This is a genomic window from Enterobacter sp. kpr-6 (assembly GCF_900116015.1).
Taxonomy (GTDB): domain Bacteria; phylum Pseudomonadota; class Gammaproteobacteria; order Enterobacterales; family Enterobacteriaceae; genus Enterobacter_D.
The window spans coordinates 547557-562697 of sequence record NZ_FOYH01000001.1 but is presented as its reverse complement, the minus strand read 5'-3'; the positions used below and the strand labels follow the sequence as shown (position 1 = coordinate 562697).

The following is a 15141-nucleotide window of genomic DNA, read 5'->3' as shown; positions in this document are numbered from 1 at the left end:
CATTTTCCTGGCGAGTCTATTTCCGATCGCCAGATTTTTAATATGTACATCGTCAGTCGATGCCCAGCTGGGTAAAGATGGGTAAAACCGGTAGGCGCAGCGGGGATGTTTTCCTATTCTTTGGCCTAATTAACATCTGTCATAAGAGAGTGACGCATGGAACGTATAGTCAGTTCATCACGTGAACGTACATCGCTACTCAGTACCCACAAAGTACTGCGTAACACTTATTTCCTGTTAAGTCTGACGCTGGCATTTTCTGCCATCACCGCGACCGCGAGCACCGTGCTGGGCCTGCCCTCACCGGGTCTGATCCTGACGCTGGTGGGTATGTACGGCTTAATGTTTTTAACCTATAAACTGGCGAATAAGCCGTCCGGTATCCTGGCGGCGTTTGCCTTCACCGGTTTCCTGGGTTACATCCTGGGCCCAATGCTTAACAGCTTCCTGTCTGCGGGCATGGGCGATCTTATCGGGCTGGCGCTCGGCGGTACAGCACTGACTTTCTTCTGCTGCTCCGCTTATGTGCTGACGACCCGTAAAGATATGTCGTTCCTCGGCGGGATGCTGATGGCCGGTATCGTGGTGGTGTTGATTGGTATGGTGGCTAATATCTTCCTGCAACTGCCTGCCCTGCACCTGGCCATTAGCGCGGTGTTTATCCTGATTTCAACCGGCGCGATCCTGTTTGAAACCAGTAACATTATTCACGGCGGCGAAACCAACTACGTTCGCGCCACCGTCAGCCTGTATGTCTCGCTGTACAATATTTTTGTCAGCCTGCTGAGCATTCTGGGTTTTGCAAGCCGCGACTAACGCGCACGCTTACTCTGAGGCCCTGCTTATGCGGGGCCTTTTTATTTGGTAAACTGGCCGGGTTTTTGACTGACAAAGCGATACGTTATGTTGATGTTTGAAGGCCGTGAAATCGAAACCGATAGCGAAGGCTATCTGAAAGACACTACCCTGTGGAATGAAGCGCTGGCGACGATCATCGCTGAAAAAGAAGGGATCACCCTTTCCGCTGAACACTGGGAAGTGGTGCGCTTTGTGCGCGAGTTTTATCTGGAATTTAATACCTCCCCGGCTATTCGCATGCTGGTAAAAGCGATGGCGAATAAGTTTGGCGAGGAGAAAGGCAATAGCCGCTATCTGTATCGTCTGTTCCCGAAAGGCCCGGCTAAGCAGGCAACCAAAGTCGCTGGCCTGCCTAAACCGGTAAAGTGCATTTAATAACGAATCGAAAAATTGCTCATCTCTTTGCTGGGCTGATGCGGTTCGGTTAACACTTTATCCACCTGCGCGCTGCGTGGCCCGCCAGCTTTAAGCCATGCCACCAGCGCATCCACGCTGTCTGCCTCGCCGCAGGCCAGAACTTCCACACTGCCGTCATCCAGATTGCGGGCATACCCTTTCACATTCAGTCGCTGTGCTTCATGCTGGGTGCTGTAGCGAAAGCCGACGCCCTGAACTCTGCCATGAACCCAGGCCATTACGCATACTTGTGACATCTTTCTTCTCCTTTACGTGCCGGTACATTGCATTTCCCCACTGAACTCGGGAAAATGCCCCCCAATTTCATCAATATGACAATATAGCCAATTATGAGTGTACGTTTAGTGTTAACCAAAGGGCGCGAAAAATCTTTACTGCGCCGTCATCCCTGGGTCTTCTCCGGAGCGGTTGCTCGCATGGAAGGCAAAGCCAGTCTCGGTGAAACGATTGATATTGTTGACCATCAGGGAAAATGGTTGGCCCGTGGTGCGTATTCTCCCGCTTCGCAAATTCGCGCTCGCGTCTGGACGTTCGATAAAAACGAAAGCATCGATATCGCCTTCTTTACCCGTCGTCTGACGCAGGCGCAACAGTGGCGCGACTGGCTGGCAAAGCGTGATGGCCTCGACAGCTACCGCCTGATCGCCGGTGAATCCGACGGAATGCCGGGCGTGACCATTGACCGCTTCGGCAATTTCCTGGTGTTGCAATTACTCAGCGCAGGTGCCGAGTATCAGCGTCTGGCGCTGGTCGCCGCTTTGCAGACGTGCTATCCGGAATGCGCCATTTACGATCGCAGCGACGTTGCGGTACGTAAAAAAGAGGGGATGGAACTGACGCAAGGTCCCGTTCACGGTGAACTGCCTCCAGCCCTGCTGCCGATTGAAGAAAACGGCATGAAGTTGCTGGTAGATATTCAGGCCGGCCACAAAACCGGGTATTACCTGGATCAGCGCGACAGCCGCCTGGCGACGCGTCGTTATGTAGAAAATCAACGCGTGCTGAACTGCTTCTCCTACACAGGTGGTTTTGCCGTTTCGGCACTGATGGGCGGCTGCCGTCAGGTCGTAAGCGTCGATACCTCGCAGGAAGCGCTCGATGTGGCAAAACAGAACGTCGAACTGAACAAACTGGATCTCAGTAAAGCGGAATTCGTGCGTGACGACGTGTTTAAACTGCTGCGTAAATACCGCGATCAGGGCGAGAAGTTCGATGTCATCGTGATGGACCCGCCGAAGTTTGTCGAAAACAAAAGCCAGCTCATGGGTGCCTGTCGTGGCTATAAGGACATCAATATGCTGGCAATCCAGCTCTTGAACCCAGGCGGCGTGCTGCTGACATTTTCTTGCTCCGGTCTGATGACCACCGATTTATTTCAGAAAATCATCGCTGATGCCGCTATAGATGCGGGTCGTGATGTACAATTTATAGAGCAGTTCCGTCAGGCCGCCGATCACCCGGTGATCGCGACTTACCCGGAAGGGCTTTATCTGAAAGGGTTTGCCTGTCGCGTCATGTAACTTGATATAGGGAACCTTGCCCACATATCTCATGTCAGTAACGGTTCTCCGGAGGTGACTATGATTGCCAGCAAATTCGGTATCGGCCAGCAGGTACGCCACTCGCTGTTAGGCTACCTAGGCGTGGTGGTGGATATCGACCCTGAATATTCCCTTGATGAACCGTCAGCGGACGAGCTGGCGGTTAACGACACGCTACGCGCTGCCCCCTGGTATCATGTTGTGATGGAAGATGACGAGGGGCAGCCAATGCATACTTATCTGGCGGAAGCCCAGCTCAGTAGCGAAGTCCGGCAAGAACACCCTGAACAACCCTCCATGGATGAACTGGCGCGTACGATCCGCAAACAATTACAGGCTCCGCGACTGCGGAATTAAAACTCCCCTCACCCTAGCCCTCTCCCCAAGGGAGAGGGGACAGATCGAGCACTGGCTTGCCCTTCCCCCTCTCCCTGAGGGAGAGGGTCGGGGTGAGGGGGCAATCCAATACTACTTAGCCAGCCCCAGACGCGGGATCTCAATCGCCGGGCATCTGTCCATCACCACATTCAGCCCCGCGTCGTCTGCAAGTACGGCGGCCTGCTCGTTAATAACCCCAAGCTGTAGCCACAGCGTTTTAGCCCCCACAGCGATAGCTTCCTGCGCAACGCCCCACGCTGCTTCTGAGTTACGGAAGACATCCACCATATCGATTTTTTCCGGAACGTCGGCAAGCGTCGCGTAACCAGGCTGGCCAAGCAGGGTTTTCCCGGCGACCTTTGGTGAAACAGGGATCACGTGATAGCCCTGATCGAGCAGGTATTTCATGACCCGGTAACTCGGACGATCGGGTTTATCACTTGCGCCAACCAGTGCGATGGTACGGGTGGATTTCAAAATGCCAGTAATATCGGTTTCTTTCATGGTTTCCTCCAGGCGATTTATTCAAGTGTACACCACAGCGTACCGACCAGCCCCTTATCCCATACATCCGTATGAGAGCAAAAGGCGATATATATCTATATGTTAGTAACCACAGCCTTTGTAAAATTTTGATACAACTCGCAACGTGCCAGTCTGGCAGGAGACGTTTATGAAAACCGGCATATTTACGACATTGCTCCTCTGCCTGATGCCGGTCACCGTTTTCTCCACTACTCTGCGCCTCTCCAGCGAGGTTGATTTACTGGTACTGGATGGCAAAAAAGTGTCCAGTTCGTTGCTGCGGGGAGCCGACAGTATTGAGCTGGATAATGGCCCGCATCAGTTGGTTTTCCGGGTGGAAAAGACCATCCGGCTAAACAATCATGAACAACGGCTCTATATTTCTCCGCCGCTGATTGCCAGTTTCAACACACAGTTGGTCAGTCTGGTGAATTTTTCACTTCCGCGCCTTGAGACACAACGTGAAACGGAACTCTTTGATACCACGCCAGCGGTAACGCTGGTGGACGGGGAATCCACGCCGATTCCGGTCAAACTCGACATTCTGACTCTCACCCAGACGCCCAGCGGCATGAATTATGAGCGGGATACCGAGCGCTATAACAAAGAGGGAAAAGAGGCTTCGCTGCCGCAGTTTGCCACCATGATGGCTGATGACAGCACCCTGCTCTCCGGCGTCTCTGAACTGGACGTTCTGCCCCCGCAATCCCAGACCCTCACCGAACAGCGGCTGAAATTCTGGTATCAACAGGCCGATCCGCAGACCCGCAACCGTTTTATGCAGTGGGCAAAACAGCAACCGCCCTCGTAAGCGTGCGTCGCTTCACAAACGCTTTTTCACTTCTGCTTTTTTTGTGCCTTTCTATTGCAGCATCAAACGCTTCCAGTAATCTGTAGCAAACCTTTTTGATGGACGGGGATTATGGAACTGACCACGCGCGCCTTACCAGCGCGAAAACATATTGCACTTGTTGCACACGATCACTGCAAGAAAATGCTGATGAACTGGGTTGAGCGTCACCAGCCGCTGCTGGCACAGCACGAACTGTATGCGACGGGCACTACGGGTAATTTGATCCAGCGGGCGACGGGCCTGGAAGTCAATGCCATGCTGAGTGGCCCGATGGGGGGCGACCAGCAGGTCGGAGCGATGATTTCCGAAGGCAAAATTGACGTGTTAATTTTCTTCTGGGACCCGCTCAACGCCGTCCCGCACGATCCAGACGTCAAAGCCCTGCTGCGCCTGGCGACGGTCTGGAACATTCCGGTCGCCACTAACGTTTCTACCGCGAATTTTATTATCGAATCCCCGCAGTTTAACGACAGCGTGGAGATTACGATCCCCGATTACCCACGCTATCTGGCCGAACGGCTGAAGTAAAAGGCAGGCGGTTGCCGGGTATCGCCATGCTTACCCGGACACCTTAAGGCTTGCGGGCTACCGGCACATCCAGCGCTTTAAGCACCTCGACAAACCGTGACGGCTGCGCTTTATCAAACAGCAGCCAGACGCGGTTTTTTGCCCGGGTGATCGCCACGTAGAGCAAACGACGCTCCTCCGCATCAGCAAAATCCTCCGGTTCCGGTAACAGCGCCTGCTCCATGATCGACTCCCGGGCGGGCGCGGGAAAGCCCTCCTGCCCTTCCTGCAATCCCAGCACAATCACATAATCCGCCTGCTGACCCTTACTGGCATGGATAGTCATAAAATCGAGCTGAAGTTTCGGCCACCGGGTCGCAGCCTTTTCCAGCGCCGCGGGCTTCAGGTGATGGTAGCGCGCAAGGATAAGGATCCGTTCCTGCGGGGTGGCGTAACCGCTGAGCTTATCGAGCAGCGCATCCAGCTGATCCTGCGCCAGCAGAGTCACCGCCTGCTTATTTCCCGGCGTCAGACTGTTTAGCGGTTTGCTCAGTTGCCAGGGATTTTGCTGAATAAACCGGTTCGCTACTTCACCGATGCGCGTATTAAAGCGGTAGGTGGTGTCGAGTGCGCAGCTATCGCCCTCGCCAAAATTATGATGAAACGCGGTGGTCAGGGAGAGTTGCGCGCCGCTGAAACGGTAGATTGCCTGCCAGTCATCACCCACAGCAAACAGCGACGTCTGCGAGTTCTGTCGACGCAGTGCAGCGAGCAGCGCGGCGCGTTGCGGTGAAATGTCCTGAAATTCATCCACCAGAATATGCTTCCACGGGCTGATAAAGCGCCCTTTTTCCAGCACATTAATGGCCTGATGGATAAGCCCCGAAAAATCGACGGCGTTTTCCGCTTTCAGCGCCGATTTCCAGGCTTTCAGTAAGGGAGCCATTAACTTCACCCGTTTCGAAAACAGGCTGCGGATTTCTTCCGGCGCGCTCTCGATCATCTCAGCCTGCGTACCGCCGTGCATCCGCATCAGGCTGACCCAGCGATCCAGCCGGCCCGCCAGCCGACGCTGTAATTTCTCGTCGTTCCAGAAATTGCCTTCCGGCACCGTCCAGCCCAGTTCCTCTTCCAGCCACTGACGCCAGCCTTTGGCCTGGGCCTTTTTCTCACTGCACTGCTGCTGCCAGGCGTCAATAAACAGCGCGGTTCGCGCCTGCGTGTCGTTTTCCAGCGCGCTGATAACCGGCGCTTTTTTACTCCCCTGCATGATGATGTGCAGCGCAAGCGCATGAAACGTCCGCGCGGTGATCTCATCGGTATGCAGCCGCTGGCGAATGCGTTCATCCATCTCCTGCGCGGCTTGTCGGCCAAACGCCAGCAGCAGAATTTGATCGGCGGCCGCTTCGCCTCGCGTCAGCAACCAGCCTGCGCGCGCCACCAGCACAGATGTTTTACCGCTGCCCGCTCCGGCGAGCACCAGTAACGACTGCTCGCCGTTGACCACCGCCCGCGCCTGCGACGGGTTAAGCGGCGAGGACTCGATCTGTTCGAAAAACGGCGCGTACTCTTTGAGCATAGCCGTCGTCCAGGCCTGATTATGTTCCGTCCGGCAGCCTTCAACATCATTAAGCCAGGCCTGCGCGCGCTGCCATAATTCACGGCAGTTATCGAAAGACGCCAGCCGTGCAGTGGGCAGAGGCAAAGCCTCAAACGCCCGTGAGATCTGCTGTTGCAGGCCAAGCGTCTGCTGGCGCGTCAGCCATTTTCCCTGATCGATATGCCGGGAAAGCTCATCCAGTTGCGTTTGTAATACCTGGGCGGCCACCTCGCTCATTTCGGCGCTCCACGTCTCCCAGAGCGTACTGAGGTGTTGCCAGAACACCTGGGTTTGTCCCCATTCAGTCCCGTGCAGGCGTACCACCTGGTTATCGGCAAGCATGAACTCCAGTTCGCCCCAGACCAGACCGCGCTTGCAGTGAATCGCCAGCAACTGGTTAAACGGGATGAGATATTCATGGCGATCGCCAGACACTTTGACGCCCGCGTGCAGAATCGCAACCCGGTCATAAGGGTGTTGCGCCAGACGTTTTCCTAATGATGTCGCTTTCAGTTCCATGACGTGTCATTTCCAGCCGGTATCGTTGCCTGCCAGTTTAACCGTCAGAGAATGCGTGCTCCAGCCTAAAAAATCGCTACAATTGCTGGGACTTTTCGTTAACGGGTCTGGATCGAGGATTTATGCGTACTGTACTGAATATTTTGAATTTTGTGCTCGGTGGTTTTTTCACCACTCTGGCGTGGTTACTGGCGACAGTGATGAGCGTGGTGTTAATCATTACGCTGCCGCTTACCCGCTCGTGCTGGGAAATTACCAAACTTTCGCTGGTACCTTACGGTAATGAAGCGGTACATGTAGATGAACTGACCCCCGGTGAAAAAAACGTGCTGCTGAATACGGGCGGCACGCTGCTCAATCTGGTGTGGCTGGTGCTTTTCGGCTGGTGGCTGTGCGTGATGCACATCGTTTCCGGCATTGCGCAGTGCCTGACCATCATTGGTATTCCGGTGGGCATCGCCAATTTTAAAATTGCTGCCATTGCACTGTGGCCGGTGGGTCGCCGGGTTGTCTCGGTGGAAACCGCCCAGGCCGCGCGGGAAGCTAACGCCCGCCGTCGTTTCCAGTAATAAGGATGTCTGCTGTCATGCTTAGTCCCCTGTTCCGCCGCTATACCTTAAACAGTACCTGGCTTTCTAATGTCAAAATTGCTGTTGCCCTGTGCGGAACCACAGCGCTGCCCTGGTGGCTGCATGATGTCAAACTCACTATCCCGTTGACCCTCGGCGTGGTCGCGGCGGCGCTGGCCGATCTGGACGATCGGCTGACCGGGCGGCTACGCAATATTTTCATTACGCTGGTTTCGTTTTTTATCGCCTCGGCAAGCGTGGAGCTACTCTTCCCCTCGCCCTGGCTGTTTGCGCTGGGGTTAATTATCTCTACCAGCGGGTTTATTCTGCTGGGCGGCCTTGGTCCGCGCTACGCGACCATCGCCTTCGGCGCGCTATTAATTGCCATCTATACCACGCTGGGGATATCGCTTTACGCCAGCTGGTATCAGCAACCGCTGCTGCTGCTGGCCGGTGCCGTGTGGTTTAACCTGCTGACGTTGATCGGTCATCTGGTGTTTCCTGTGCGCCCCTTACAGGATAATCTGGCCCGCTGCTATGAGCAGCTCGCGCATTATCTTGAGCTCAAATCACGCCTTTTTGATCCAGATATCGAAGATGAAAGTCAGGCTCCCCTCTACGATCTGGCGCTGGCAAACGGGCAACTGGTCACCACCCTTAATCAGACAAAAGCGTCCTTACTCACCCGACTGCGCGGGGATCGCGGGCAGCGTGGCACCCGTCGTACGCTGCACTACTATTTTGTCGCCCAGGATATTCATGAACGCGCCAGTTCTTCACACATTCAGTACGAAAAGTTGCGCGCGCATTTTCGCTACAGCGATGTAATGTTTCGCTTTCAGCGCCTGCTCGCCATGCAGTCGCAGGCCTGCATAAACCTCTCACACTGTATATTGCTGCGCGAACCTTATCAGCACGACAAACGGTTTGAACGTGCCTTTACCCATCTTGATGCGGCTCTTGAGCGTCTGCGCGCCAGCGGTACGCCTGCCGATCTGATGAATACGCTGGGGTTCCTGCTCGATAATTTGCGCGCGATTGATGCCCAACTGGCAACCATCGAATCGGAACAAGCGCAGGCTCAGCCGGGAAATGACACAGAACATCAACTGGCTGACGACAGTCTGAACGGGATCGGTGACATCTGGTTACGCTTAAGCCGTAACCTGACGCCGGAGTCGGCGCTCTTTCGCCACGCGGTACGCATGTCGGTTGTGCTCTGCGTTGGCTATGCCTTTATCCAGTTCACCGGGCTGGAACATGGCTACTGGATCCTGCTCACCAGCCTTTTCGTCTGCCAGCCTAACTATAACGCTACGCGCCATCGTCTGACGTTGCGCGTGATTGGTACGCTCGTGGGGGTCGCTATTGGCCTGCCGGTGCTCTACTTTGTGCCCTCTGTGGAAGGCCAGTTACTGCTGATTGTCATTACCGGCGTGCTGTTCTTTGTTTTTCGCACTGTGCAATATGCCCATGCCACGCTCTTTATCACCCTGCTGGTTTTGCTGTGCTTTAACCTCCTCGGCGAAGGATTTGAAGTCGCGATTCCGCGCATCATTGATACGTTAATAGGTTGTCTTATCGCCTGGGCGGCAGTGAGTTTTATCTGGCCAGACTGGCGGTTTCGTCATTTACCCCGCGTGCTGGCGCGCGCTATTGACGCTAACTGCCGCTATCTGGATGCGATTCTTGAACAGTATCACCAGGGTCGTGATAACCGTCTTGCCTACCGTATCGCCCGGCGCGACGCTTACAATCGTGATGCTGAGTTCGCGTCCGTGGTTTCAAATATGTCAACCGAGCCGGGAGCCTCTGCTGAACTGCGCGAGGCGGCGTTCAGGCTGCTGTGTCTGAATCATACCTTTACCAGCTACGTTTCCGCGCTTGGGGCGCATCGTGAACGGTTAACCCATCCGGAGATCCTGTCTTTACTGGATGATACGGTCTGTTACGTCGACGACGCGCTACATCGCCCCCCTGCCGATGAAGAGCGGGTACAACAGCGTCTGGATCAATTGTCGGAACGTCTGCGCCATGTTGAGCCACGTTCCGACAATAAAGAGCCGCTGGTATTACAGCAAATTGGTCTTATGCTGGCGCTGTTACCGGAAATTTGCCGCTTACAGCGTCAGATCCCCCAGTGAGGCGCATCGTGCTCTTTTTGAAAATCATTGAACCAGTCCGTTAACGCCTGGCGTGTCAGCGCCGGGAGTGCGGCTTCATGCAATCCGACTATCGCACCTTCGAGAGCAAACAGCACTTTAATACCAAGGTGAGAATTAAGATGTCGTATGCGGACCCAGCATGTTTTCGACCCGAGCTGACGGAGCGTGGCGTAATCGGGAACACCCGCTTCCCGCAGCAGCGTCTCAAGCTGAAAAGTCAGGTTGGGCAAATCTTTTAACCGGGGTGCCCCCGTGCGCTGCATTTTTTCCGTTTTTGCAGCGGCCAGTGACCATGACGACAGCGTATTGAGCTTTTGCGGATCGTGCCAGAGGCTTTCATCGACCCGATAGTAATTCAGTAATACCGGCCTGCCGCGTTTCATAAAGGTTAGAAGGGGCGCGGCATGCTGTGAGCGATATTCAGCACTTTGTTCGCAGGCGCGAAGATAAAGATCGCCGTTTGATACCATGGCAAACACCGTTCCATCTACTGACAAACTGTAGCCGCCAAACAGAGCACGGTAGCGAATCTGGCCTAGCGCTGAGAGATATTCTCGGGATTTATAGATCCTTTGATACGACAAATCTTTCATGATTATTCCTTTAAAATCATGTGGTAAAGCTATTTTTATTCGTTAACGGATCCGTTAGTGAGGAACATAGGCAACTTGCGCGCCGTCGGCAAGATGATTTTTGCAATCGCAGCGGATATCGACAAAATTTGCGATGCGCTTTCAGAAAATGAGGTTGATCTTTATACGCTCAGGGGGTACTGTATAGATATACAGTAACTATCAGGGCTGGAATGATTATGTACACTTCAGGCTATGCTAATCGCTCATCAAAACTCGCTGCCATTAAAGGTAACAGCGCCCAGGCTAACACCGCTGGCGACTCAACCGGACTTATCAGCGAAGTGGTCTATCGCGAAGACCAGCCCATGATGACTCAACTGCTTTTATTACCGCTGCTTCAGCAACTTGGTCAACAATCGCGCTGGCAGTTGTGGCTGACGCCGCAGCAAAAGCTGAGCCGCCAGTGGGTTCAGGCTTCTGGCCTGCCCTTAACTAAGCTGATGCAAATTAGCCAGCTTTCTCCTGACGATACGCTTGAGTCGATGATCAGGGCTTTACGCACCGGAAACTATAGTGTGGTCATTGGCTGGCATGCGGACGATTTGACTGATGATGAGCATCGTCGTCTGGTTCAGGCAGCAGAAAAAGGTAATGCGATGGGGTTTGTGATGCGTCCTGTACGATCGGACTCTCACGCCACAAGACAGCTTTCAGGACTAAAAATTCACTCTAATTTTTATCATTAATGGAATTTAAGATAATTCCTGGCATTTATTTTATCAATATTCTCTTCGGTGAGGAACTAAGTCAAATTCCCCGCCGAAGCTTGTCTGGTGCGGTTCGCGCATTTTGAGGTGATTATTTTTTCGCCTCAAATGTTAAATATTGTGTTCACAAAGCTTTTTTTTTCATAAGCCTGACAGCGTTCACACTTGTAAGTTTCCAACTACGTTGTAGACTTTACATCGCCAGGGGTGCTCAGCCTAAGCCGAAGATATCGGTAGAGTTAATAATGAGCAATACCCCGGGTGAAGGATTTAACCGTGTTTTCTCTGGCGAGAAATTCATGGCGATTTTTGGATGATAACGAGGCGCAAAAAATGAAAAAGACAGCTATCGCGATTGCAGTGGCACTGGCTGGTTTCGCTACCGTAGCGCAGGCCGCTCCGAAAGATAATACCTGGTACGCAGGTGGCAAACTGGGCTGGTCCCAATTCCACGACACCGGTTTCATTCCTAATGACGGCCCGACTCACGAAAACCAACTGGGTGCTGGCGCGTTCGGTGGCTATCAGGTTAACCCGTACGTTGGCTTTGAAATGGGCTACGACTGGCTGGGCCGTGAAGAGTATAAAGGCGATACCGTAAATGGCGCTTTTAAAGCTCAGGGCGTACAGCTGACCGCTAAGCTGAGCTACCCGGTAGCAGACGATCTGGACGTTTATACCCGTCTGGGTGGTATGGTTTGGCGTGCAGACGCTAAAGCGAACGTTCCGGGCGCTGACTTCCACGCTAAAGACCACGATACCGGCGTTTCTCCGGTCTTCGCAGGTGGTGTTGAGTGGGCTGTTACCCGTGACATCGCTACCCGTCTGGAATACCAGTGGGTTAACAACATCGGTGACGCTGAAACTGTGGGCACCCGTCAGGACAACGGTCTGCTGAGCTTAGGTGTTTCCTACCGCTTCGGTCAGCAGGAAGAAATGGCTCCTGTAGTTGCACCGGCTCCGGCTCCGGCTCCAGAAGTACAGACCAAGCACTTCACTCTGAAGTCTGACGTTCTGTTCAACTTCAACAAAGCGACTCTGAAACCAGAAGGTCAGCAGGCTCTGGATCAGATGTACAGCCAGCTGAGCAACCTGGATCCGAAAGACGGTTCCGTTGTGGTTCTGGGCTTCACCGACCGTATCGGTTCTGACGCTTACAACCAGGGTCTGTCCGAGAAACGTGCTCAGTCTGTTGTTGATTACCTGATCTCTAAAGGTATCCCTTCCAACAAGATCTCCGCACGTGGTATGGGCGAATCTAACCCGGTTACCGGCAGCACCTGTGACAACGTGAAAGCACGTCCGGCGCTGATCGATTGCCTGGCACCTGATCGTCGCGTAGAGATCGAAGTGAAAGGTATCAAAGACGTTGTAACTCAGCCGCAGGCTTAAGTTTACGTCTTAAAAAAAACCCCGCCATTGCGGGGTTTTTTATTGCCTGTTAGTTACCAAAAGAACTTATTCTTTGCCTAATAAGGCCTGAAGATCCTGCTTTAAGGTGGACATCTGGCTGGCATATTTTTCTTTATGCTCGGCATCTTCAATCAACTGCACGATTGTTTCCGACAGTGTTTTGCCCCGCCGCTGCGCCAGCCCTGCCAGACGTTGCCAGACCATAAATTCAAGGTCGATAGATTTCTTACGCGTATGCTGGTGTTCAGCATTGAAATGTCGTTTACGGCGAGCACGGATGGTTTGCTTCATACGATTCATTAACGCTGCATTCATATGCGCGTCAATCCACTCATTCACGCGGACCGGCTCATGTTCAAGCGTTAACAGAAGATCGACAGCCTCTTTTGCCGCACTGGTTTCTAAGTAGCGCGTGATTAATTCACCTTCACGGTGCTTCTTCACCAGGTACTTCCATTTCCAGCCGCTTTCAAGATTTTCCAGTTGTTGGTATTTCATCGCGATCTCTGTGTTACCGTGTAACTTAGTTCAGAATATCAGTTTTTTAGCAATCTGCTGAAAAGAAATCACATCCTGTGAGCTCAGAGCCGACTTTGGCCGGTGTAAAATGTGTATTCCTCGTGTGCTGAATTGCGGCTTACGGTATAATTCCGCACTTTACTTCTGACGATAAAAACCTCGACTTTGACGATTACTAAACTTACCTGCCAGGATCTTATCCCTGATACCGAAAGTTATCAGGACGTGTTTGCTCAGTCTGAAGCAGCGCTGACCAGCGACGTTACCTTAAGCGATACGCAACCCCGTTTGCAGTATGCGCTGGAGCAATTGCTTCATCCGCTGGCATCAAATTCCTTTTTACTGGCCAAAGCGCCAGAAGAGACAGAGTATTTAAGCCTTATTGCGAAAGCGGCCGGGCAGTTATTGCCAGAAGATCCCCCGTTTGTCGGTGGTCAATATCATATTGACGGAAACACGGTGAGTTTCACACCGGCTACCGATGCACTGGCAAATTTCGCCACGCGCAGCCATGTCGTGGTTGCCGAATGGGTCGAAGCGGAACAGCTATTTGGCTGCCTGCGCCAGTTTAATAATCAACTCTCTCTGCAACCGGGTCTGGTCCATCAGGCGAACGGCGGCGTGCTGGTGATTTCCCTGCGCACCCTGCTGGCGCAACCGTTATTGTGGATGCGTTTAAAGACTATGGTGACCCGCCAGCGCTTTGACTGGGTCTCCTTTGACGAATCGCGTCCCCTGCCGGTAAGCGTCCCGTCGATGCCTTTGCAGCTTAAGGTCATTCTGATTGGCGAGCGCGATTCACTGGCGGAATTCCAGGAAATGGAACCAGAGCTGGCCGCGCGCGCAATTTACAGCGAATACGAAGAAAATCTGCAAATTGCGGATGCTGAAGTGATGGCGCAATGGTGTCAGTGGGTTCTGCAAGTCGCTCATGAAGCGTCCCTGCCCGCACCAGCGGCCGATGCGTGGCCTGTGCTTATCCATGAAGCGGTGCGCTATACCGGCGATCAGGAAACCCTGCCGCTTTGCCCGCTTTGGCTGGGGCGTCAGTTGCAGGAAGTTGCCGCCCTTGGCGCTGAGCAACGCTTTGATGCAGAGCAATTGCAGACCATGCTTGCCCAACGTGAATGGCGTGAAGGTTATCTGCCGGAGCGTATGCAGGATGAAATCCTGCTTGAGCAGATCCTCATTGAAACCGAAGGCGAACGCATCGGACAAATCAACGCCCTCTCAGTCGTTGAGTTCCCAGGCCACCCCCGTGCCATTGGTGAGCCTTCGCGCATCAGTTGCGTGGTGCATATCGGTGACGGTGAATTTAACGACATCGAACGTAAATCTGAACTGGGCGGGAATATCCATGCCAAGGGCATGATGATCATGCAGTCGTTCCTGATGGCGGAACTGCAGCTTGAGCAGCAACTGCCCTTCTCAGCGTCGTTAACCTTTGAGCAGTCCTACAGCGAAGTGGACGGCGACAGCGCTTCAATGGCTGAACTGTGTGCGCTGATCAGCGCTCTGGCTGAAGTTCCGGTGAACCAGAACCTTGCTATTACCGGCTCTGTCGATCAGTTTGGCCGTGCGCAACCCGTCGGTGGTGTAAATGAAAAGATTGAAGGCTTTTTCTCAATCTGTCAGCAGCGTGGCTTAACGGGCAAACAAGGGGTCATCATTCCTTCCGCTAATGCCCGTCATCTCTGTTTACAGCAGGAGTTACTGGAAGCGGTTGAGGCCGGGCAATTCTCTGTCTGGGCCATTGATGATGTCACGGATGCGCTACCCTTATTGACGAACCTGCAGTGGGATGGCGAAGGTCAAACCACCCTGAGTCAGACTATTCAGGAACGTATTGCCCAGGCGACGCAGCAGGAAGCCCGGCACCGCTTTCCGTGGCCGTTACGCTGGTTAACGTGGTTTACGCCGAACTGATCGGACTTG

At 53.5% G+C, this 15141-nt stretch carries 16 protein-coding genes; 11 read left to right on the top strand and 5 right to left on the bottom strand.

All coding sequences use genetic code 11. The features are described from left to right. Positions 1–156: 156 nt before the first annotated feature. Both yccA and tusE read left to right on the top strand, forming a co-directional pair. Positions 157–816 (top strand): FtsH protease modulator YccA, encoded by a 660-nt coding sequence (gene yccA, locus BM373_RS02565; RefSeq protein ID WP_090459094.1) that lies wholly within the window; start codon positions 157–159, stop codon positions 814–816. An 87-nt stretch (positions 817–903) separates the two neighbouring features. Continuing rightward, a complete protein-coding gene (gene tusE, locus BM373_RS02560) occupies positions 904–1233 on the top strand; it encodes a sulfurtransferase TusE (protein WP_090459092.1) in 330 nt (109 codons plus the stop codon). On the opposite strand, the gene yccX is transcribed toward tusE, so the two are convergent. Beyond that, positions 1230–1511 carry an acylphosphatase gene (gene yccX / locus BM373_RS02555; protein ID WP_090459090.1) on the bottom strand — a complete coding sequence of 94 codons (282 nt, stop codon included), beginning with the start codon at positions 1509–1511 and terminating at the stop codon, positions 1230–1232. The two genes, tusE and yccX, sit on opposite strands and share 4 nt — an antisense overlap. A gap of 93 nt (positions 1512–1604) precedes the next feature. Here yccX and rlmI point away from each other — a divergent pair, with 93 nt between their 5' ends. Both rlmI and hspQ read left to right on the top strand, forming a co-directional pair. Then, positions 1605–2795 carry a 23S rRNA (cytosine(1962)-C(5))-methyltransferase RlmI gene (rlmI, locus tag BM373_RS02550; RefSeq protein ID WP_090459088.1) on the top strand — a complete coding sequence of 397 codons (1191 nt, stop codon included), beginning with the start codon at positions 1605–1607 and terminating at the stop codon, positions 2793–2795. 60 nt (positions 2796–2855) lie between these two features. Further along, positions 2856–3173, top strand: coding sequence for a heat shock protein HspQ (gene hspQ / locus BM373_RS02545; protein ID WP_090459085.1), 318 nt, complete (start codon positions 2856–2858; stop codon positions 3171–3173). Between the two features lie 111 nt (positions 3174–3284). Here hspQ and BM373_RS02540 read toward each other — a convergent pair whose 3' ends face one another. Continuing rightward, on the bottom strand, positions 3285–3698 hold the full coding sequence (locus tag BM373_RS02540) for a CoA-binding protein (RefSeq protein WP_090459083.1): 414 nt from the start codon (positions 3696–3698) through the stop codon (positions 3285–3287). A gap of 169 nt (positions 3699–3867) precedes the next feature. Here BM373_RS02540 and BM373_RS02535 point away from each other — a divergent pair, with 169 nt between their 5' ends. Both BM373_RS02535 and mgsA read left to right on the top strand, forming a co-directional pair. Next, positions 3868–4530, top strand: a complete 663-nt coding sequence (locus BM373_RS02535) for a curli synthesis inhibitor (RefSeq protein ID WP_090459082.1) — start codon at positions 3868–3870, stop codon at positions 4528–4530. 111 nt (positions 4531–4641) lie between these two features. Next, on the top strand, positions 4642–5100 hold the full coding sequence (gene mgsA / locus BM373_RS02530; protein ID WP_090459080.1) for a methylglyoxal synthase: 459 nt from the start codon (positions 4642–4644) through the stop codon (positions 5098–5100). Positions 5101–5143: 43 nt separating this feature from the next. Here the strand turns inward: mgsA and helD are convergent, their stop codons facing one another. Further along, a complete protein-coding gene (gene helD / locus BM373_RS02525; protein ID WP_090459078.1) occupies positions 5144–7198 on the bottom strand; it encodes a DNA helicase IV in 2055 nt (684 codons plus the stop codon). Positions 7199–7320: 122 nt separating this feature from the next. Between helD and BM373_RS02520 the strand changes: the two genes are divergently transcribed. Beyond that, the gene (locus tag BM373_RS02520; protein WP_090459076.1) at positions 7321–7767 is read left to right on the top strand and encodes a YccF domain-containing protein; all 447 of its coding nucleotides are present in this window, start codon (positions 7321–7323) and stop codon (positions 7765–7767) included. A 17-nt stretch (positions 7768–7784) separates the two neighbouring features. Beyond that, positions 7785–9911 (top strand): YccS family putative transporter, encoded by a 2127-nt coding sequence (yccS, locus tag BM373_RS02515; RefSeq protein ID WP_090459074.1) that lies wholly within the window; start codon positions 7785–7787, stop codon positions 9909–9911. On the opposite strand, the gene BM373_RS02510 is transcribed toward yccS, so the two are convergent. Further along, positions 9896–10525: a TfoX/Sxy family DNA transformation protein gene (locus BM373_RS02510; protein ID WP_090459071.1), complete on the bottom strand. Its 630-nt coding sequence runs from the start codon at positions 10523–10525 to the stop codon at positions 9896–9898. The genes yccS and BM373_RS02510 overlap by 16 nt on opposite strands. Positions 10526–10743: 218 nt before the next feature. On the opposite strand from BM373_RS02510, the gene sulA reads away from it, so the two are divergent. Both sulA and ompA read left to right on the top strand, forming a co-directional pair. Further along, a complete protein-coding gene (gene sulA, locus BM373_RS02505) occupies positions 10744–11253 on the top strand; it encodes an SOS-induced cell division inhibitor SulA (RefSeq protein WP_090459068.1) in 510 nt (169 codons plus the stop codon). 354 nt (positions 11254–11607) lie between these two features. Then, the gene (gene ompA / locus BM373_RS02500; RefSeq protein ID WP_090459969.1) at positions 11608–12666 is read left to right on the top strand and encodes a porin OmpA; all 1059 of its coding nucleotides are present in this window, start codon (positions 11608–11610) and stop codon (positions 12664–12666) included. Positions 12667–12732: 66 nt separating this feature from the next. Here the strand turns inward: ompA and matP are convergent, their stop codons facing one another. Further along, on the bottom strand, positions 12733–13185 hold the full coding sequence (matP, locus tag BM373_RS02495; protein WP_090459066.1) for a macrodomain Ter protein MatP: 453 nt from the start codon (positions 13183–13185) through the stop codon (positions 12733–12735). 186 nt (positions 13186–13371) lie between these two features. Here matP and BM373_RS02490 point away from each other — a divergent pair, with 186 nt between their 5' ends. Further along, positions 13372–15132 (top strand): AAA family ATPase, encoded by a 1761-nt coding sequence (locus BM373_RS02490; RefSeq protein ID WP_090459064.1) that lies wholly within the window; start codon positions 13372–13374, stop codon positions 15130–15132. Positions 15133–15141: the final 9 nt, after the last annotated feature.